The 21,790-nt window shown below is 44.4% G+C and carries 16 protein-coding genes; all 16 read left to right on the top strand.

Annotated features, from left to right (window positions below; translation table 11 throughout):
• Window positions 1-32: 32 nt before the first annotated feature.
• The 16 genes from scyC (at window position 33) to AC5JL8_RS09210 (ending at window position 21,549) form a co-directional block, all read left to right on the top strand.
• Entirely contained in the window at window positions 33-1,001 is a 969-nt protein-coding gene (gene scyC / locus AC5JL8_RS09285; RefSeq protein WP_495879485.1) for a scytonemin biosynthesis cyclase/decarboxylase ScyC, read from the top strand.
• A 186-nt stretch (window positions 1,002-1,187) separates the two neighbouring features.
• Window positions 1,188-2,492, top strand: a complete 1,305-nt coding sequence (locus AC5JL8_RS09280) for a ScyD/ScyE family protein (protein WP_495879484.1) — start codon at window positions 1,188-1,190, stop codon at window positions 2,490-2,492.
• Between the two features lie 93 nt (window positions 2,493-2,585).
• On the top strand, window positions 2,586-3,920 hold the full coding sequence (locus AC5JL8_RS09275) for a ScyD/ScyE family protein (protein ID WP_495879483.1): 1,335 nt from the start codon (window positions 2,586-2,588) through the stop codon (window positions 3,918-3,920).
• A 247-nt stretch (window positions 3,921-4,167) separates the two neighbouring features.
• Window positions 4,168-5,316, top strand: coding sequence for a scytonemin biosynthesis PEP-CTERM protein ScyF (gene scyF, locus AC5JL8_RS09270; protein ID WP_495879482.1), 1,149 nt, complete (start codon window positions 4,168-4,170; stop codon window positions 5,314-5,316).
• Between the two features lie 44 nt (window positions 5,317-5,360).
• A complete protein-coding gene (tyrA, locus tag AC5JL8_RS09265; RefSeq protein WP_495879481.1) occupies window positions 5,361-6,398 on the top strand; it encodes a bifunctional chorismate mutase/prephenate dehydrogenase in 1,038 nt (345 codons plus the stop codon).
• A 15-nt stretch (window positions 6,399-6,413) separates the two neighbouring features.
• Window positions 6,414-7,061 carry a DsbA family oxidoreductase gene (locus AC5JL8_RS09260; protein WP_495879480.1) on the top strand — a complete coding sequence of 216 codons (648 nt, stop codon included), beginning with the start codon at window positions 6,414-6,416 and terminating at the stop codon, window positions 7,059-7,061.
• A complete protein-coding gene (locus AC5JL8_RS09255; protein WP_495879479.1) occupies window positions 7,055-8,320 on the top strand; it encodes a 3-dehydroquinate synthase in 1,266 nt (421 codons plus the stop codon). The genes AC5JL8_RS09260 and AC5JL8_RS09255 overlap by 7 nt, the downstream gene beginning before the upstream one ends.
• A 762-nt stretch (window positions 8,321-9,082) precedes the next feature.
• Window positions 9,083-11,308, top strand: coding sequence for an anthranilate synthase (locus AC5JL8_RS09250; RefSeq protein ID WP_495879478.1), 2,226 nt, complete (start codon window positions 9,083-9,085; stop codon window positions 11,306-11,308).
• A gap of 127 nt (window positions 11,309-11,435) precedes the next feature.
• Window positions 11,436-12,293 (top strand): indole-3-glycerol phosphate synthase TrpC, encoded by an 858-nt coding sequence (gene trpC, locus AC5JL8_RS09245; RefSeq protein WP_495879477.1) that lies wholly within the window; start codon window positions 11,436-11,438, stop codon window positions 12,291-12,293.
• A 319-nt stretch (window positions 12,294-12,612) separates the two neighbouring features.
• A complete protein-coding gene (locus AC5JL8_RS09240; protein WP_495879476.1) occupies window positions 12,613-13,566 on the top strand; it encodes a zinc-dependent alcohol dehydrogenase family protein in 954 nt (317 codons plus the stop codon).
• 512 nt (window positions 13,567-14,078) lie between these two features.
• Window positions 14,079-14,906 (top strand): tryptophan synthase subunit alpha, encoded by an 828-nt coding sequence (gene trpA, locus AC5JL8_RS09235; protein ID WP_495879475.1) that lies wholly within the window; start codon window positions 14,079-14,081, stop codon window positions 14,904-14,906.
• Window positions 14,907-14,957: 51 nt separating this feature from the next.
• Entirely contained in the window at window positions 14,958-16,271 is a 1,314-nt protein-coding gene (locus AC5JL8_RS09230; RefSeq protein WP_495879474.1) for a tyrosinase family protein, read from the top strand.
• A 28-nt stretch (window positions 16,272-16,299) separates the two neighbouring features.
• Entirely contained in the window at window positions 16,300-17,541 is a 1,242-nt protein-coding gene (trpB, locus tag AC5JL8_RS09225) for a tryptophan synthase subunit beta (protein ID WP_495879473.1), read from the top strand.
• Window positions 17,542-17,547: 6 nt separating this feature from the next.
• Window positions 17,548-18,723 carry an anthranilate phosphoribosyltransferase gene (gene trpD, locus AC5JL8_RS09220; RefSeq protein WP_495879472.1) on the top strand — a complete coding sequence of 392 codons (1,176 nt, stop codon included), beginning with the start codon at window positions 17,548-17,550 and terminating at the stop codon, window positions 18,721-18,723.
• A gap of 36 nt (window positions 18,724-18,759) precedes the next feature.
• Complete coding sequence (aroF, locus tag AC5JL8_RS09215) at window positions 18,760-19,824, top strand: 3-deoxy-7-phosphoheptulonate synthase (protein ID WP_495879471.1); 1,065 nt, start codon at window positions 18,760-18,762, stop codon at window positions 19,822-19,824.
• Window positions 19,825-20,775: 951 nt separating this feature from the next.
• Window positions 20,776-21,549, top strand: a complete 774-nt coding sequence (locus tag AC5JL8_RS09210; protein WP_495879470.1) for a hypothetical protein — start codon at window positions 20,776-20,778, stop codon at window positions 21,547-21,549.
• Window positions 21,550-21,790: the final 241 nt, after the last annotated feature.

Genomic DNA, 21,790 nt, shown 5'->3' with positions numbered 1-21,790 from the left:
GAGCTATCAACTGTTTATTTAGAGAGTAACTAATGGAAAAAAATACATTTGCGACATCAGCTTATATTGCTACCTCACCTGAGAGCGCCTTTGAATATCTTTGCAGTCTCAAAAACTTAGATGAATGGACGCTCTTTAGCCGGATGAAAGAGCAAATTGACGAAGACACCTGGCTTGGAACTGCTTCTGGATACCACAAAAACCTTTATTATCATGTAAAAAAGCTACAAAATCCGCTTTTTTACGGTATTGAGTGGCACTGTGGGCTAGAGTATCAAAAATATTTTCAGGTCTACCCTGTCTTGCTTTTTCCTACTGACTATATCGAGCCAGGAACAGATGAAAAAGGCGTGTACTTTCACTGGCTCAGTTTTGTCGATCCCAAACGGCAAACCCAAATGATTATGCAGGGAATTCACACGGTACACACTTCCGAGTGTCGTTCTCTCAAAGGTCATTTGGAACGCAAGGCTGGTCTGACCGCAGCCGCGAAAGGACGCTACTTTATCGATACTGACACTATCTATGTTGATGCCCCCATTGATATCGGGATTGACTACTTAAAAGACTTACGAAACATAGATGAGTGGGCGCATCTACTGCGACCAAACGGAGAGATTACTCCTGAGTCGGGTGAATTTAAGGATGAATATAACCAGAAGGTCAAAGTTTCTGTACGGCTACATAGTTTGAGCAAATACTACTTGCTGGAGCAGGAACACTTTTATCCTGAGTACGAATATTATCAGCGCTCTGTAGCTCTACTCATCCCAACCGCCTATGCTTTCGCTGACCCAGAGGCTTCTGGTTTTATCCTGCATCGGATCACATTTTGGAAAGTAGATCAACCTCTTGCTCACGGCAAACTTCAGATTGAAGACTTTGGGGCTGAGAGCATGAATATCAAACGTTTGCTTGAAGCCAAAGCTGGTAACCTCCAGTCGTTTGACCGTGGGATGAGCTATCTACCAAAAACGCAAGAACTAGTCACTAGTCGCTAGTCAATCGATTTTGGATTTTGCGAAAAGTTGCGTGCGGGGGTTCCCCCTGTTGAGCAAACTTTTCAAGACGAATTTTGGATTAGGAGAATCTTTCAATCTAAAATCGGCAATCTCAAATCTAAAATTGGCACAGTCAAAGGGTAAAGACAAATTGACAAAATGCGCTCAGGGCCAATATCGCAACACATGAAACTCAAACAACTTACTATTACTTTTCTCACTTTTTGTGTTGCCGCTTTTTCTGGAATGAAAGCTGCGGAAGCTGCATCGTTTTCGGTACTTGCCGATGGTCTAGATAATGCAGGAGGTCTGAGCTTTGGCCCTGATGGTGGTCTCTATGTTACAGAGGCGGGAACTGGAGGAAATGGAGCTTGTGTTCCGCCACCTAGCGGCCAAGGGGATTCTTTATGCTATGGCACAAGTGGTGCAGTTAGCAAAATTGAGAATGGTAAGACCAAACGTGTCCTGACGGGACTTTCTTCCTTAGCATTACCCGATGGTACTGGAGCCGCTGGCCCACGTGATATTAAATTTGATGCCACAGGTAAGCCTTATGTTCTAGTTGGGTATGCGGCTGATCCAGCTTTTCGCGATCGCAATCTTGGTAATACTGATCTAGGAAAAATCATCACTCCTGACTTTAAAACAAATTCTTGGACAAGTGTTGCCGACCTAGCTAAATATGAACTCGCTAACAACCCTGATGGCGACAATTTAGGTAGCAATCCCTTGGGTTTGTTAATAGATGGCAATAAGTTAGTTGCGGTTGATGCAGGTGCAAATGACTTGCTTAGTGTGAAGTCTGATGGCAGTAATTTGCAGGCAATTACGGCCTTTCCTCAACAGATATTGAGTAATCCCGTCTTTCCACCTTCCGGTTCCCCATCTAACGAACCTAACCAAGTACCATCTCAAGATGAACCAACCACATCGGAGTTTGCAACTCAAGCAGTACCCTCAGGTGTAGCACAAGGCCCCGATGGAGCCTATTACATCAGCCAATTTACTGGTTTTCCCTTCCCAGAAGATGGAGCAAACATCTATCGAATTGGTGCTGATGGTCAACCAACAATCTATGCAGATGGTTTGACGCAACTAACAGATTTGGAATTCGATAGTGCAGGCAATTTGTATGCTTTGCAGTACGCCAATCAGCCAGCTTGGAAGGGTGATGTAGATGGTTCGTTAATCAAAATAGCTCCTGATGGTACTCGCACAACCATCCTCAGTGGCAATGGCTTAGAGTCTCCTAGCGCTCTGACTATTGGCCCTGATGGTGCAATCTATATCACGAATCGAGGCGATCGCCCAGGACAAGGACAAGTTCTCAGAATAGAAAATACAAAGTCCGTACCTGAACCTAATTCTGCTTTAGGCGGATTATTGATGCTTGGCGCTTTAGGTGTTCATCGTTTTCGGAAAATTAGAGCCACAAAACCGCTCTCAGGTAAAGAGTTTCAACCTAATCATAGCGCTTCTCAACAAGCGTAATGTCTTCCCCACGTTCCCCTGGAACCTAAACCCGTTTATCCAAAACTATAAAAATTTCCACAACTTACTAACTCTTAATCTCCATCGAATGGTATGAAACTCAAATCATTTGCTCTAGCACTATTCACATTTTGCCTTGCTACTGTTGCAGGAACCAAAGCTGCCCAAGCAGCAAGTTTTTCGGTAGTTGCCGATGGTTTGAACAATCCACGCGGTATCGGCTTTGACAATAGCGGTAATCTTTATGTAACAGAGAGTGGCTTCGGAGGTGACGGCAAAGACGGTAGATCCATTCCATCACCTAGCGCCCAATATATTCCCTTAAGCGCTGCCGAAAATGGCACTCTTCTCAAAATTACTCCAGACGGGAAGAAAGAAACTATACTTTCAAATCTCACATCTTTAGCATTAACACCCTCTGGAGAACAAGCTGCTGGCCCTGCGGACATCAAATTTGATTCTCAAAATAACGCTTATTTTCTCACGGGTTATGCTGGTGATCCGAGTTCGCGGGATAGTGTGTTAAAAAGCCCTTCACTAGGACGACTATACAAACTCGACTTAAACACCAAGGCTGTGACGAGTCTTGCTGATTTTGCACAGTATGAACTTGATAATAATCCCGACGGCAGCGATATAATCACCAATCCCTATGCTCTGGCAATTAAGGGTAGTACAGGTTACGTCGTTGATGGGGGTGGAAACACAATATATTCTGTAGGGCTTGATGGCAGTGGTATTAAGAACGTAGCTAAAATACCTGAAAAACTAATATCACCAGATAAACTTGAATTTCCAGAACTTCCTGAAGGAACCGTAGACCCAACAGGAGGCGCACCATTACCCCCAGGTTATTCAAGCGCTCCCAATGGTCTGCCGGTATCTAATCAATCAGTACCTACAGGTATAGCAGTTGCTCCAGATGGCAGTTTAACAGTCAGCGAATACACTTATTTTCCTTATCCCGAAAATGAAGCTCGTATCTTGAGCCTTGACCCCGAAACCTTGGAATCAACAGTCCTTGCTGATGGCTTTACACAATTGACCGGCGTGGCATACGACCCTGAAGGCAATTTGTATGCATTGCAACATATGAACAGTGCAGAATGGAAAGAAATTCAACAGGGCGGTATTATCACGGGTGATATCAGTGGTTCTCTAATCAAAATAGGTAAGGATGGTACTCGCACAACTATCTGGGATGGTGATGGCTTAGAGGCTGCTTCGGGCATAACTTTCGGCCCTGATGGTAGTTTATATATCGCAAATCGAGCCAGATTAGCAGGAACAGGACAAGTCATCAGAATTGATCCTAGAGACGTTCCCGAACCCACTTCTATGTTAGGTGTACTAACTGCGGCTGCTTTAGGCGCAAGTTTAAAGCAAAAGCGCAAACACAAAGAATTAGCTAAGGCAGAGATAGTCTAATACCTTCTAGATTTTGGCTAGTAGTAAGGGCCAGAACTTACGCACTCAGATCCCCCAACCCCCTTCAAAAGGGGCAGCCCTGCGCCCTTGCGGGTTCCCCGACTCCCTCAGTGGCGTGGCTTTAGAAATTCCCCCCTTCAAAAGGGGGGTTAGGGGGGATCAGGGTTTCAGGCTTCAGTGCGTAAGTCCTAGGGCTTAAGCCCTTACTACAAAAGTATTCAACCTACACAACCAGAACTTCAAAATCATGGGATTAGTAAAAAATTTATCAATCGCCATTCTTGGTACCGGATTTACGGTATTGGCAACAGCTGCCCCAGCCAAGTCCTTAACCTTAACTTACGACAGTAGTATTGGCAGCCCTGGCTTCGGCCCTGGGCAGCTTTTTGTTCCCCAGGGTATAACAGTGAATGACTCTGGCAATATCCTTATAAGTAACGGTCGTGGCCTTAACCCGGACGGCACTTTTAACCCAAACATCGGCAATAAAGTTGAGGTATTCAATCCTCAGGGTCAGTATCTGGGGGCAATTGGTAAGGGCGGCAAAGGCCCCGGAGAATTTGACGAGCCGTCAGCGTTAGAAATTGACCCGCAGACCAAGAATCTATATGTAGGTGATGTGTTCAACAACCGCGTCAATATCTACGATCCCAAGGGTAACTTTGTTAAATCATTTGGCTCATTTGGCGGTCTGATACCAGGTAGGGCTTTCTTTGGCCCATCTGGCGTGACATTCGATAAAGCTGGCAATGTGTATGTAGGTGATTTTAGCGGCGATAAAATCAATAAATACACTAAAGACGGCGAATTGATTGGGAGCATTGGTAGCTCTGGTACCGAACCTGGGCAATTCCAAGGGCCAGCGGGTGTAAGAATTTCCCCAGTTAGTGGAAATTTCTTTGTTAGTGACCAGTTTAATAACCGTATTCAAGTACTCTCTCCAGAAGGAGAGCCGATCTTGACATTTGGTAAAGAAGGCACCGGGCCGGGAGAGTTTAACCAGCCAATCGGCATCGAAGTAGACGAGTTTGAAAATATCTATGTAGCAGATTCGATCAACAGCCGTGTTCAGGTATTTAATAAAGATGGCAAGTTCTTGACGGCATTTGGTAAACCTACCGCAGCGCCACCTCCCCAACTAGGCGAGCCACCCTTTGGTGACCCTCTCGACCTCACACCAGGCACATTTAACTGGACAGCTGGCACAGCATACAACGATGGAAAATTGTATGTAGGTGACTTCTTCCAAGGTCGTGTTCAAGTGTTAAAAGTAAGCGGTGCCGAAGTGCCTGAACCTAGTTCAGTATTAGGTCTAGTCTTATTTGGGGCTGGGGCTACTGCTGTCAAATTGAAGAAACGCCAGTCGCAAAAGGTAGCCATCAGTTTAGCGAAGTAACTGGAAAAAATTCAGTGCAACAAAGCAAATTGGGGGCAGGGAAAATGGCTAGGAAATCCTCTTATTCAGATAAGCTGAAACAAACTGACCAAAGCTTAATTGCTCTATTGAGCGATCGCCTATCGCTGCTATCGGGTTCAGAACTTCCTTCTTTAGAAGAACAACTGGCTGGTGTGGCTCCTCTACTCGCTCAAGCTGGTATTCCTGAATCTGTTTGGGCAGATGTGGTAAAAAGTTGTCATGCCACAATTACTCCTGAATCTGCATCAGTAAATCATGCTAGACCCCGACAAATTACTATAATCGGTGGACGAGGCAGGATGGGAAGATTTTTCAAAGAGCAGCTTACAGCCATAGGTCACAATGTTAATATTCTCGAACATGAGGATTGGGAGTACGCTGACCAACTTCTGAGTCAAGCAGAACTAGTCTTAGTAAGTGTTCCCATTGAATATACGGTTGATGTCATCAAGCGTGCAGCCAAATACCTGTCCCCAACTACTGCTTTGTGCGACATCACGAGTATTAAGACTCAGCCAACTCAAGCAATGCTTGAATACCATTGCGGCCCTGTAATGGGATTACATCCGATGTTTGGGCCAAATATTAAATCGTTCTTAGGACAAAAAGTTGTGGTATGTCCAGGCCGGAACGATGATTCTTTTCAATGGTTTTTAGACTTCATCAAACGTCAGGGTGGAGAAATAATCATCTGCACACCTGAAGAACACGACCAAATGATGGTGATTATTCAAGCAACGCAGCACTTCTTACGATTTAGCCTTGGCGTTTTCTTGACCCAAGAAAGGATTGACATAGAGCGTAGCTTAATCATGTCCACTCCCAACTACCGTCAAGAAATTGACATTGTTAAACGTTTGTTTTCTCAAAGTCCTTGCCTATGCGTTGACATTATGCTGGCTACAGAAGAAAGATGTCAGGCAATTAGTTCTTTAGCTAATACATACAGCCGTTTAGCTAAATTGGTAGCAAAGAAAGACCGAGACGCACTAATTCAAGAGTTTGAAAGTACTCAAAGATTTGTAGGGCATAGGGCATGGGGCATGGGGCATAGGGCATGATCTGAGTAAAAAACTATGTTGATAGATATTTTTCACGATACTGTTTGCCCTTGGTGCCGAATTGGTAAAAAGCATCTTTTTGATGCACTGGCACAATGGCAAGAAGAAGCAATTAATATCCGCTGGCATCCCTTTCTTCTTGATGATAGCGTTCCTGCATCTGGGTACGAATTCCGCAACTTTATGCAAGCGAGAAAAGGGTTTGGAGAGGCAGAACTACAGCGTTTGTTTAACTATACGCGACTCAAAGGTGAGGCGGCTGGGGTCAAATTAGATTTTGATAAAATCCATTTGGCTGTCAATACCAAGCTTTCTCATCGACTGATTGAAATTGCTCCAGAAAATCTCAAAAATGATGTCGTAGAAGCAATTTATAAAGCTTATTTTGAGGAAGGTAAAAACATCGGAGATATTGAGGTTCTTGTTGCTATAGGTATAGCCCATCAAATGGATGCTACAGAATTACGACAACAACTAAATGATAATGTGGCGCTTAATGCAGTTGTCACTGAATCAAAATTTGCTCGAACAGATGGCATCACTAGTGTTCCATTTTTCATCATTAATAACAAAGTCAAGATAGATGGTTCTCACTCGGTGGAAGTGTTTCTACAAGCTTTGAATCGTGCCGCACTTATAGATATATCAGCAAAAATATGGTAGTAGATATTAAGAAAAAAAGTAAATTTAATCTGCAACCGATTCATCAAAGTGTGTCGGTTAGCTTTAATTATGGAACTTACTTTACTAACAATCTGTTTGAATTGAAAAATCCCACGTTAGCCCAAGTGATTACGGCGGATGGGGAGGCAAAACCGAAGAAAGTTGTAGCAGTAGTGGATGCAGGATTATTGCACTTCCAACCAGGATTGCTCAGACAATTAGTAGCTTATACCAAATTTTATGCAGAGATTATAACGCTGGCTATTGAGCCGATGATAGTTTCGGGAGGGGAAGCCGCCAAAAATGCTCCTGAGTTAGTGGAGGAAATTCATCAATTTATAGATGCTGCTGGATTGTGTCGCCACTCTTATATATTGGCTGTTGGAGGTGGTGCTGTGTTGGACTTAGTAGGATATGCAGCCGCAACCGCACACCGGGGAATTCGCCTCATCCGAGTTCCGACAACAGTGTTGGCACAAAATGATTCGGGTGTAGGAGTTAAAAACGGCATTAATGCTTTTGGTAAAAAGAACTTTCTCGGCACATTTGCCCCACCTTATGCAGTGATCAATGATTCTGCCTTCTTGACAACCCTAGACGATCGCGACTGGCGTTCAGGAATTGCAGAAGCAGTTAAGGTGGCGCTGATTAAGGATGCTCAGTTTTTTGATTTTATCCACTCTCACGCCGCAGCCCTTGTCCGACGAGACATGGACATCATGCAACAGGTAATCTATCGTTGCGCCCAGTTGCACCTAGAACATATTGCCAACAGTGGCGATCCTTTTGAAATGGGTTCATCCCGTCCTTTAGATTTTGGTCATTGGGCTGCTCATAAACTAGAGCATTTGACAGACTATAGTTTACGTCATGGAGAAGCAGTAGCGATCGGCATCGCTTTGGATAGCACCTATGCCTGTCTCTTAGGACTGCTGAGTTGGCCAGAGTGGCAAAGGATATTGAAAACACTGTTGGCACTTGGTTTTACATTGTATGTGCCAGAACTGGCAGAACAATCATCACAGCTCAACCATCCCCGTTGTCTATTCCAAGGTTTGACCGAGTTCCGAGAACATTTGGGTGGAGAATTGACCATAACATTGCTGCAAAGCATTGGAAAGGGAATTGAGGTTCACGAGGTAGATTTGTCTTTGTACAGGCAAGCAATATTGCTTCTGCGCGAGTTTACGATTTCTTACTCTGCTGGAGTACGCAAAATAATGCTGCCAAGTAATGAAGCAATTACGTCATTTGGCTGAGTCCATGTATTTATCAAGAAAGGCAGAGGGCAGGGAGCAGGGAGAAAGAAGCTTTTCCGATTTTTGCACAGATGTGTTAATCACTAATGATTAACCGGACTTGATATAACTCTTAAGTGTAGGGTGGGGAATGCTAGCCCTGTCAATGTGAATGCAATTTCTGATCGTTCGAGCTTAGAACTCGGAACTTCTAGATTAGTTGTAAGGGCACAGCAATGTTCTCTATAGCGTGGTTTACCTGAAAATAGTTGTAAAACCCACCTTGGTAAGACTAGCAATGCCCACCCTACTGCGCTATTTATTTGGAAGAATTGGTGTTATATGCTCAAAATGTAATGTTTGCCAATTACTCTTCAGACATCTATTTAAATAGTTTAAATAACAATAATATTGCTTATTCTCTGGCTTTGCTAGGGAATTTTTATTACCAAGGTTTGGCTAATATTATATCTAGAGGTAGAGGCGAAAAAGCTTTAATATTTTCTCGCAAATTGCATCAATAAAGAAGTATGGAAAGCAAATAAATTGATATTTCTATCTAAAAATTATTCATATATCAACTGCTTGACATTTAGTAGGATCGAGTAAGAATTAAAAAATCTTTAAATACCTCAAATTCAGCAAGGATAAGCAGATTAGAACAGCTTTAATTATGTTGACATTGAAGTGTCTAAATTTTTCCTTGCTCCAAATTTATTTACTAATAATGATTAATGGCTCTCAACTAATGACTGACTAATAACTATTCTAGAGAAATTACCCATGATTGTTGATTCCCACTCCTACACAACCTTTGGCGGTGTGCATGTATCTCGCTCGGTTACCGAAGTTAAGATGGACACTGCCCTTGAAAATATTCTGTTCCACCTAAATTCTCAACGTGGAGGGTTGCTGAAAAGCAGCTATGAATATCCAGGGAGATATAAGAGATGGGCAATCGGATTTATTAATCCACCACTGGAATTGACAACAACAGAAAACACTTTCATTCTGACAGCACTTAACGATCGCGGCAAAATTCTTTTACCATTGCTATTCAAACGCCTATCCCGCTCAAAGCAACTTCAGGAAGTTACCCTACAGAACAATTGCATCGCAGGATTTATTAAACCTAGCCAACAATTATTTGCCGAAGAAGAGCGTAGTAAGCAACCTTCAGCATTTACAGTTATTCGGGACATTTTACATACTTTTTCTAGCCAAGAAGACGAGCATCTAGGATTATATGGTGCGTTTGGTTACGATTTAGTTTTCCAGTTTGAGCCAATTTCTCAGCATTTGGAACGTCCCAGCGATCAGCGGGATTTGGTACTTTACCTACCTGATGACCTGATAGTGGTTGATTACTATCAGCAACGCGCATTTCGGTTCCAATATGAATTTGCCACAGCTAATGGCAGTACTAATCATCTTCCTCGAACAGGTGAGTCTATTGATTATCGAGGTAAGCGACTTCTCCCAGAACAAACTGCTGATCATCAAGTAGGTGAGTATGCCAAGCAGCAAGTAGAAGCTGCACTCGATTACTTCCGCCGAGGTGATTTATTTGAAGTCGTTCCCAGCCAAAACTTTTTTGAAACCTGCGAAGAAGAACCTAGTAAGCTATTTGAAACTTTAAAGCAAATTAATCCTAGCCCTTATGGTTTCATTTTTAATCTAGGTGGAGAATACCTGATCGGTGCATCTCCAGAAATGTTTGTGCGGGTTGAAGGTAGGCGGGTAGAAACCTGTCCGATTAGCGGTACTATTTGCCGAGGACAAGACGCGATTGACGATGCCGATCAAATTCTTCAGTTACTCAACTCACGCAAAGATGAAGCTGAGTTGACGATGTGTACTGACGTCGATCGCAATGATAAATCTCGAATTTGTGAGCCAGGTTCGGTACGAGTTATTGGTCGTCGGCAAATTGAATTGTACAGCCACTTAATCCATACAGTAGATCATGTTGAAGGTTTACTGCGATCGCAATTTGATGCTTTAGATGCGTTTCTCAGTCATACTTGGGCAGTCACAGTCACTGGCGCACCCAAAAAAGCAGCAATGGAATTTATCGAACAGCATGAACGTAGCGCTCGACGCTGGTATGGTGGTGCTGTTGGCTACTTAAACTTTAATGGTAATTTAAATACTGGGTTAATTCTGCGGACAATCCGCTTAAAAGACTCAATTGCTCAAGTGCGAGTTGGTGCTACTGTCCTGTATGACTCTGTGCCACAAGCAGAAGAACAAGAAACAATCACCAAAGCTGCGGCACTATTTGAAACGATTCGGCGTGCCAAGCAAAAGAACGAAACAACTCAGGAGTGCCGTTCTCCAAAATTGAGCAAATACATCTCAAATGTTCAATCTGGCAAACGCATCTTATTAATAGACCATGAAGATTCATTTGTTCATACCCTAGCTAATTACATTCGCCAAACTGGTGCTAGCGTCACTACACTACGTCATGGCTTTCCAGAATCGCTGTTCGATACAGAACGCCCTGACTTAGTTGTTTTGTCTCCTGGCCCTGGTAGACCAAATGATTTTAAAGTGCCAGAGATTGTCCTTGCCTGTGTCCGTCGCCAAATTCCCATTTTCGGAGTGTGTCTGGGACTGCAAGGCATCGTTGAAGCTTTCGGGGGAGAATTAGGAGTTCTCAACTATCCCCAACATGGTAAATCTTCAAAAATTTTCGTCACTGATTTAGATTCCGTGATGTTCAAAAATTTACCGGAATCCTTTACAGTCGGTAGATACCATTCATTGTTTGCTCTGCCGCGACACTTGCCAAAAGAACTCAAGGTAACAGCGATTTCTGATGATGACGTAATTATGGCGATTGAACATCAGACACTTCCCATCGCTGCCGTTCAGTTTCACCCTGAATCAATCATGACTCTAGCCGGAGAAGTTGGTCTGACAATGATTAAAAACGTAGTGGCTGCATACACGCAAAATAAAAAGTCATTGGGCATAGGGCATGGGGCATTGGGCATTGGGTGAAGAGGACAAGGAGCAGAGAGCATGGGAGAAAGTCTTTCCCCCTTGCACCCTGCCCCCTGCACCCCTGCCTCGAAGCTGCTCCCCAGCCTCCTCATCTTCCCCAGCCTCCCCAGCCCTCTATCAACTTATGACTAACCAAGTTGCCCCTCCCCGTAATATTCTCGAAGTAATTGTGTGGCATAAAAGGCAAGAAGTCGCACAGATGAAGCAAGAATTGCCTTTAGCTTTTTTGCAACAGCAGCTAACTACTGCCCCGACTGTGCGAAATTTCCTGAGTGCTTTGCAGCAAAATCCTAGCAAACCTAGCTTAATTGCCGAAGTTAAAAAAGCATCACCAAGTCGCGGGGTTATTCGGGCAGACTTTAACCCAGTGGCGATCGCCACCGCTTATGAACGAGGTGGTGCAGCTTGTCTATCAATCCTCACTGACCAAAAGTTCTTTCAAGGCAGTTTTGATAATCTGCGTGCTGTGCGTCAGCGAAGCTCACCGAAGGTATCGCAGGTTGCATTACCCCTACTGTGCAAAGAGTTCATCATTGACCCTTACCAAATTTATTTAGCACGGACAGCGGGCGCAGATGCTGTACTATTAATTGCCGCCATTCTTTCAGATCAGGAACTCCAGGAATTTTTACGCGTGATTCATGATTTAGGCATGAATGCACTAGTAGAAGTTCATACCTTGGCCGAACTCGATCGTGTGCTAAAGCTTGACAACGTACATTTGATAGGAATTAACAACCGCAATCTCGAAGATTTTACTGTTAGTTTAGAAACTACACAGCAACTTTTGGCACAGCGCCAGCAACAATTGCAAAGCTTGGGTATTACTGTCGTCAGTGAGTCGGGATTGTATACACCTGCTGATTTATCTTTTGTAGCTGAAGCTGGTGTTCGTGCAGTTTTGGTAGGAGAGTCTTTAGTTAAACAAAGTGATATAGAACAAGCTGTGCGTACTTTGTTAAGACATGATCCCCCCGCTTAAGGCGACCCCTTTTTAAGCTACGGCGTACACACATCTCTGTACTAAACCGAAATCATTGGAGATCCTCCTAAATCCTCCTTAAATAAGGAGGACTTTGAGGGGTTTTAGCCCCCCCTTTTTAAGGGGGGTTGGGGGGATCGCCTCCAAGCAAAATAAACTTCTTGCAGAAGTTGGGTAAAGGGGAAAGATTTAAGACCAAAGAAAATTATTCTCTCCTTTCTCCTTCCCCCTTAACCCTTTCCTTACAAAAAACAATAAAAATCCCCAATTCCCAATCCCCAATCCCCAATCCCCAATCCCAATGCTTTGAGGCAATTATATGAAAGCGATGGCGATCGCAAACTTCGGAGGCCCAGAAGTTTTTACAGAACTTGAGGTAGATAAACCGTCACCTAGCCATAACGAAGTTTTAGTTAAAGTTTATGCCACCTCAGTCAACCCAGCCGACTGTGGAATGCGCCAAGGATTCTTTGGCCCAAGGGTAAAACTCCCTGCAATTATTGGCTTTGACGTTTCCGGTGTCGTTGAGGAAATTGGCGAAAGTGTCAGAGATTTCCGAGTAGGTGACGAAGTTTATTATGCGATCGCCCATGAGCAAGGTGGTGGTGCTAATGCAGAATATCATGTTGCTAATGAAGCAATTGTTGCCAAAAAGCCAGCAAATATATCTCATCTAGAAGCGGCTAGTGTGCCTGTGGCAGGGGGTACGGCCTGGGCTGCACTGATCACCAGAGCAAATATTAAAGTTGGTGAAACTATGTTGATTCATGGTGGTGCAGGCGGTGTTGGTACATTCGCCATCCAAATAGCGAAAGCTGCGGGTGCTTATGTTTACACAACTTGCGGCGGCTATGACACCGAGTTTGTCAAGTCTATCGGTGCAGATAGAGCGATCGATTACCGCAACGAAGACTTTATTAACATAATTATGCAGGAAACCAGGGGTGAAGGCGTTGATGTGACGTTTACTACCGTTGGCGGTGAAATTTTAGCCAAGAGTTTGATAGTAACAAAAGCTGAAGGTCGTGCGGTTACTGTCACAGGCGTTGCGGGTGACCTGAACACCGCCATTTTCAAAAATATTACCATCCACTTTGCACATTTAGACCAGACACGCCCCAAGCTTGATGCTTTGAGAAACCTAATTGAGCGCGATCAAATTAAGCCCGTTATCGGGGCAACTTTTGGGCTGCATCAGATGGCGGAAGCACATAAAAAGCTTGAGGAAGGCGGTGAGGGTATGCGCGGCAAGATTGTTGTACAGGTTGCATAAGTTAACGTTTATGTTTTATCCCTCATGATTAATTTCTTTCCTTTCAATTATCTTCTTCCTTTGTGTTCTTTGCGTTCTTCGTGGTTCGTTAAAAAAATTAAGTAATCTAGCGGCAAGACAAAAGTAAAGCTCATTAATGGAGTTCAGAACCTCATTAACGGAGTTCAAAGACTCATTCACGGAGCTAAAAGCCTCATTAACGGAGCTAAAAGCCTCATTAACGGAGTTCAAAGACTCATTCACGGAGCTAAAAGCCTCATTAACGGAGCTAAAAGCCTCATTAACGGAGTTCAAAGACTCATTCACGGAGCTAAAAGCCTCATTAACGGAGTTCAAAGACTCATTCACGGAGTTCAAAGACTCATTCACGGAGCAAAAAGCCTCGTTGTCGGAGCTAAAAGCCTCGTTGTCGAAGTAAAAAACCTCGTTTACGGAGTAAAAAGCCTCGGCATCGCTAATTACTAATTGTTGATTATTATTCGCCAACCCTTAACCAATAACCATTTTTTAGGATGACTTCTATCTCTAATCACTTTCAAACTTTACGCGATCGCAAACAGTGTGCTTTGATTCCCTTTATCACAGCTGGCGATCCTAACTTACAAACCACCGCCGAGGCTTTACGCATCTTAGATCGCAATGGCGCTGATTTTATAGAGTTGGGTGTTCCTTACTCCGATCCTCTGGCAGATGGCCCTGTAATTCAAGCAGCAGCAACTCGCGCCTTACAAAAAGGAACGAAATTAGAGCAAGTGCTAGAGATGTTGCAAGCTGTAAGTCCCAGCTTGAAAGCACCAATAATTTTATTTACTTACTACAATCCCATATTGCACCGGGGTATTAAGTCGTTTTTAGCAGACATTGCTGCTGCTGGGGCACGAGGGTTGGTAGTGCCAGATTTACCCTTAGAAGAAGCAGAAGAATTAATCCAAACTGCTGCTACTTTTGATATTGAAGTAATTTTGCTTGTAGCACCCACTAGTTCTAAAGATAGGATAGAAGCGATCGCTCGCAAATCCCAGGGTTTTATCTACCTTGTGAGTGTAACAGGTGTGACGGGTATGCGTTCTCAAATCCAAGACCGCGTGCAGCATCTACTAACAGATATGCGTAGCGTCACCGATAAACCGATTGGTGTTGGCTTTGGTATCTCAGCACCAGAACAAGCACATCAGGTAATGGAATGGGGCGCAGATGCAGTGATTGTTGGCAGTGCTTTTGTGAAACGGTTAGCTGAAGGAAATTCAACTGAAGGACTGCAAGCTGTAGAACAACTTTGTCGAGAACTTAAAGCAGCAATTACCTCTGCATCGCTGCAACAAGTTGCTTCCGCTAGGTAAAAAAGTGATCAACCATCAGCTTCCTGAACTCTCTGCGGTTGAATTAAGGCTATGAAACTCCTGCAAATACTGGTCAAAAGCTTAATTTCTAGCGTAATTATAGTTGATGTCATCACACTTCCAGCCTTTGCTCATAATGGTATGGATCATGAACACCACGAACATCAACATACCGCCAAACCACAGACTCGCCTAGCTGTCAGAAAAGATGTCACTGACCTAAGTTCAGCAGAGAAAAAAGACTTAGTTCACGCCATCAAAACCTTAAAAACCACAATTCCCGCAGGTAGTCAACTTAGCATTTACGACCAGTTCATTGCCATACATTTAGGAGCAACACGCTTAATTCATAATCATCACGGGCATTCCCATAGTTCTGTTAAAGAACTTGCTCATGAAAATGCAGCATTTTTGCCTTGGCATCGACAATACATCCGCAGATTTGAACAAGCCCTACAAACTGTAAACCCCAAAGTCAGCCTTCCTTACTGGGATTCGACAAACCCGAAAGCGCTTGACGTAATTTTTAAAGATGACTTTCTCAGCCCCAACGGCCGAGGCGTAACTATTAACATCCCAGGTAGGGGGAGTTTCACAGGTGGCCCTGTTCAGTCTGGCCCTTTTTCATCTGCGAATGGTTGGGTGCTGAAACCAGAATTAAACTTCGACCCCGTAACAGAACAATCGTTGGGCACATCACTTGTACGTTTTCTGCAAGCACCTCCCGCAAATGATTATCCCTTGCCTCAAAGAGATATTGATCGCGTCCAAGCTCTTGATGACTATTCCCTGTATCGTGCAGCTTTAGAAGGATTTATTTCTGTAGATGAGCAGGGTAACATCACTCGAGGTGGCTTCACCCACAATTATATTCACGGCTTAGTTGGTGGAGTGCAGATAGACTTAACCACAAACCCTGTGTCATTTAAGGGACTTGGCACAATGAGCAATATCCCAAGTTCACCTTATGATCCTGTGTTTTGGTTACATCATGCGAATGTAGACCGCCTCTGGGCTGAATGGCAAGCCAACGGACATGAAGGGATCGATTTTTATCCGGCTGATGGTCAGCCTTATGGACATAATCTTGATGATTTGATGTGGCCTTGGGATGGCGGTATGTCTACCCCCGAAGCAACAGCGTTAGCAGATTTGCTATCTCTCCTACCAGATGTTGATGCTCAGGATTTGGTGCGTCCTAGAGACGTTTTGGATTATACAAAGCTGGGCTACATCTACGATAGGCATCAAATGAAGGAAGTTCCCGAACCCACTTCTACATTTGCTTTATGTAGTCTTACGGCTTTAGCTGCTATTTCTTTGCGAAAGCGTAAACAACAACAAATTAAGTATAGGCAACTCTAGCCCTCATTAAAATAAAGGATTTTAACCGATGGTAAGCACTCCAGACATCAAAAATATCATTTCCCAGCCGGAAACTGCGCGGCCTGATTCCTTGGGCAGGTTCGGGCGTTTCGGCGGTAAATATGTGCCGGAAACTTTAATGCCAGCCTTAACTGAGTTAGAAGCAGCATTTTATCAATATCGCCACGAGCCAAGTTTCCAAGCCGAACTGCAAAATTTACTGCGGGATTATGTGGGACGGCCCAGCCCTTTATATTTCGCGGAACGCCTGACAACACACTACGCTAGACCTGATGGTACAGGGCCACAAATTTATTTAAAGCGGGAAGATTTAAATCATACAGGCGCGCACAAAATTAATAATGCCTTAGCTCAGGTGTTGCTAGCTAAACGCATGGGTAAGCAACGGGTGATTGCAGAAACTGGAGCCGGTCAACATGGGGTGGCGACTGCAACTGTGTGTGCGCGGTTTGGTTTAGATTGCGTAATTTACATGGGCATCCACGATATGGAACGGCAAGCCCTGAACGTGTTTCGTATGAAGCTGATGGGGGCAGAAGTTCGACCAGTGGAAGCCGGAACAGGAACTTTAAAAGATGCGACTTCCGAAGCAATTCGTGATTGGGTAACGAATGTGGAAACAACTCACTATATTTTGGGTTCCGTTGCAGGCCCTCATCCCTACCCAATGTTAGTCCGTGACTTTCACACTGTAATCGGTGTAGAAACTCGCGCTCAATGTCAAGAAAAATGGCAAGGATTACCAGATATTCTTCTGGCTTGTGTGGGTGGCGGTTCCAACGCGATCGGCTTATTCCATGAATTTGTCGGTGAAGCATCCGTGCGTTTGATTGGAGTAGAGGCGGCTGGTGAAGGTGTAGATACAGACAAACACGCCGCAACTTTAACACATGGCAGAGTGGGAGTTTTGCACGGTGCAATGAGCTATCTCCTGCAAGATGATGACGGTCAAGTAATTGAAGCACATTCGATTAGTGCTGGATTGGATTATCCTGGCGTTGGCCCTGAGCATAGTTATTTAAAAGATATTAACCGCGCCGAATATTACAGCGTCACCGACAAGCAAGCATTAGAAGCGTTTCAGCGACTTGCACAGCTAGAAGGAATTATTCCCGCCTTAGAAACTGCTCATGCGATCGCTTATCTCGAAACCCTTTGTCCTCAGTTAGATGGCAATCCCCGCATTGTGATTAATTGCTCTGGCAGAGGCGACAAGGATGTGCAAACCGTAGCTAAAGTTTTGGGGTAATAAACAATGATAGCTGTAACTAAAACTGCACCTCAAAATACTTCGGTCATCCCTGAATCTTACAACTGGTCAGCTTTATTGCAACAATTGCTGAATCGGCAATCTTTGACAGTTTCCCAAGCAGCGGATTTAATGCAAGGTTGGCTTACAGATGCCATTCCCCCCGTATTAACCGGAGCAATTTTAGCCGCAATTCAAGCCAAAGGTGTATCCACCGAAGAATTGGTAGGCATGGCCAGCGTCTTGCAATCCCAATCTCAGGGAACTGGGGAGCGGGGATTAGGGATTGGGGAAGAAGCAATAAAGGGGGAATTTTCCCTATCTTCCACCTCTTCTCAGTCCCCAGTCCCCAGTACCCAATCCCCAACCCCCCTAATTGACACCTGCGGAACTGGTGGAGATGGCGCTTCAACTTTCAATATTTCTACTGCCGTTGCTTTTGTTGCTGCGGCTGCTGGGGTGAAAGTTGCCAAGCATGGCAATCGTTCTGCATCTAGCAAAACTGGTTCTGCTGATGTATTGGAAGCTTTGGGTATTAATCTCAACGCCAGTCCTGAGAAAGTGCAAGCGGCAGTGGGTGAAGTGGGAATTACCTTTTTGTTTGCCCCTGGCTGGCATCCAGCACTTAAGGCGGTTGCCGATTTGCGAAAAACTTTGAAAGTGCGGACTATTTTTAACCTGCTTGGCCCTTTGGTGAATCCGCTACGACCGACAGGGCAAATTATTGGTGTAAATGACCCGCTTTTACTAGAGGAGATCGCTCAAGCTTTATCGCAATTAGGATGTCGGCAAGCGATCGCACTCCACGGAAGAGAAAGATTAGATGAAGCGGGTTTGGCTGATGTTACTGACTTGGCTGTACTTCAAAATCAAAAAGTCCGTTCCCTCACACTCAATCCAGAAGAACTTGGTTTAACTCCTGCACCGACTGCGGCGTTGCGGGGTGGAGATGTCCAAGAAAATGCAGAAATTTTAAAAGCAGTTCTTCAAGGTAAAGGCACTCAGGCACAGCAGGAGGTTGTCGCTTTAAATACAGCGCTAGCCCTGCAAGTAGGTGAAGCCCTTGATGGCACAACAGATATTTTAGAAGGCTGCGTCAAAGGCATTGCCCTTGCGAAGGACGTTCTAAGAAGCGGTGTTGCTTGGACAAAACTAGAACAACTAGCCAAGTTTTTGCACTAATCAAATAGCTACTCAATATAGGAAAGGAAAAAGAACATGATTGTAGTACTGAAGACTGGTACGCCTGTTGACGAAATTACACGCATTACTCAAGAGCTAAGTGAAACCTGGGGAGTCACAGTAGAAAAAAGCGTCGGTCAACACAAAGTTATTCTGGGGATCATTGGCGATACTATTAGCATCGATACATTGCAGGTTCAAGAGATTAGCCCTTGGATTCAGCAAGTATTACGAGTGCAGCAGCCTTTTAAGCGAGTTAGTCGAGAATTTCGACATGGAGAAGCGAGCGAAGTTGTTGTACCCACACCTAACGGTCGCGTTTATTTCGGAGAACATCATCCCATCGTAGTTGTAGCTGGGCCTTGTTCGGTTGAGAATGAAGCGATGATTGTGGAGACAGCAAAGCGGGTGAAGGCAGCAGGAGCCAAATTCCTGCGTGGCGGAGCTTACAAACCGCGTACTTCACCTTATGCCTTTCAAGGTTATGGTGAAAGTGCCTTAGATTTGTTAGCAGCAGCACGTGAAGCTACAGGTTTGGGGATCATCACAGAGTTGATGGATGCTGCGGATTTACCAGCAGTAGCTAAGACAGCCGACATCATCCAAATCGGAGCGCGGAATATGCACAACTTCTCGTTGCTCAAAAAGGTAGGCGCTCAAGATAAACCTGTGCTGCTCAAGCGAGGAATGTCAGCCACAATTGACGAGTGGTTAATGGCAGCAGAATACATTTTGGCATCAGGAAATCCAAATGTGATTCTTTGTGAGCGGGGAATTAGAACTTTTGATGGCAAATATGCCCGTAATACTTTAGATTTATCGGTGCTGCCAGTCTTGCGATCGCTCACCCACCTACCAATTATGATTGACCCCAGCCACGGTACGGGTAGATCCGAGTATGTTGCACCTATGGCAATGGCTGCGATCGCTGCTGGTACAGATGCCTTGATGATTGAGGTTCATCCCAATCCTGCTAAGGCTTTATCTGATGGCCCCCAATCTTTAACCCCTGAGAAATTTGATCGCTTGGCTCAAGAAATGTCCGTTATTGGCAAAGTAGTCAATCGCTGGCCAGTCCCTGCATTAGTCGGTTCTGTGTAGTCGCTCTGCGATCGAAGACTGGTACTGGGAAAAATTCCAAAATATGTATTCCGGGGTCAAAACCCTAGACAGCGTGAGTTCGATGAACCTCTCCCCAACCCCTCTCCGACGCGGAGAGGGGCTTAAATATCTTGGTTTTCAACGAAAAAATCCAGCTTTTAAAGCCTCTCCCCTAAAAGGCTACGGTGTACACACATCTCTGTACTAAACCGAAATCATTGTAGATCCGTCATTATCCTCCGATAAATTGGAGGACTTTGAGGGATTTTAGCCCCCCTTAAAAAGGGGGGTTGGGGGGATCAAAAGCCTGTGGGACAACTCTCAAAGACTTGTGTGTACATGGTAGCCCCTAAAAGGGAAGAGGTTTAGAGAAAGGTTTTTAATCTGTCGAACTCACGTTGGACATAATTTTTCCCCATTCTTTAACCAATCCCCAGTTTCTAATCCCTAATTCCTTTTACAGTTAAAATTTGTAGCGCAGATATCTTCGCCGTCTGCTCTTGTCATCTGCCTTACGATTTATATTTGAGCGCAATTTTGTATTAAGAATTGGGCATGAGTATCGGATGTACATCATGCGCTAAATAGCAACAACCTATAGTATTTAAAAGTTATTTTTCCTAAAATTTCTAAGTACATTTATCCTAATTACTAATAGGAAAATAAATATATAAAATATTGACCTTTTAATCTAAATATTCGTCATTGTAATACCTATCAACCATACCTAATATGTATGTGGCTAGCGTAATTTTAAGCTTAGTTTTGGTTTTCAAATATTAGATAAATTACTCAACGTGCAATCAACTAAGCTCAATACGTTAATAGCTCATAACTAGCTACGGCAGTGAAGAAAGACAAAAATAAAGCCGTAAAGCTAGTTAAATTTTGTCTATTTAATATTCCAGCACTAACGTAATTTTGACCCAAAAGATAGGAGGATTATTTCTGATGGCAGATTCGATTGGTGGTGGTAGCAACAATTCCTCTGCTGGTGGTGGCAATTCACTTGGGAGTTCACCTTGGGCCCGCTTGCAGGAGGTTGGTATTAAAGATATCGCCGATCTATTCAAAGGCGTTGGTGGTGGACAAGGTAGCGCTCCTCCATCTGGTGGCGGTGGTTCCTCACCTGGTGGCGGTGGTTCCTCACCTGGTGGCGGTAGTCCCTTCAGTCGCTTTGGCGACCCGAATGCTCCTGGCAGCCCTTTGACTGGCGGTGTCAATCCTTGGGCTACTGGCGGTAGCCGTGGTAGTGGCAGCGATTCCTTGACTGGTGGTGGTAGCCGTGGTAGTGGCAGCGATTCCTTGACTGGTGGTGGTAGTGGCAGCAACCCCTTAACTGGTGGTGGCGGTGATTTCTTGGCTGGTGGTGGCAGCAGCACAACTCAACCGCCAGATGGGTTTAATTTGAGGATGGAGATTGACAAACTTGTTAACTCTAGGCTTAAAAACGAACTTGGTGATGACGTGCCCTTAGAGCAAGCATTTGGTGGTGGCGGTATGCCATCATTTGGCGGTGGTAGTGGTGGCGGTATGCCATCATTTGGCGGTGGTAGCGGCGGCGGTATGCCATCATTTGGCGGTGGTAGCGGCGGCGGTATGCCATCATTTGGTGGTGGTAGCGGCGGCGGTATGCCATCATTTGGCGGTGATAGCGGCGGCGGTATGCCATCATTCGGTGGTGGTGGCGGTATGCCATCATTTGGCGGTGGTGGCGGTCGCTAGGATTCCTGTAACAAACCGCAGATGAACAATGATATTTCATCATTGTTCATCTGCGGTTTATTTTCAATAATAAGAAATTTTGACTTATAAACTTATTTGTGTAAGCAGGCAACAGGGAAGTGTAGGTAATTTTTTCAAAAATCATATATTATTCCTATAGTTAATAACTATGATTTCCGAACCCAGGTGTCTCGGAAAAACTACCTTATATCCCTTGATAAAATATGACAATGGCTCAACG

The organism is Mojavia sp., assembly GCF_059505145.1.
Note: the sequence above shows the minus strand (reverse complement) of the source record. Positions and strands in the feature narration are given on the sequence as shown.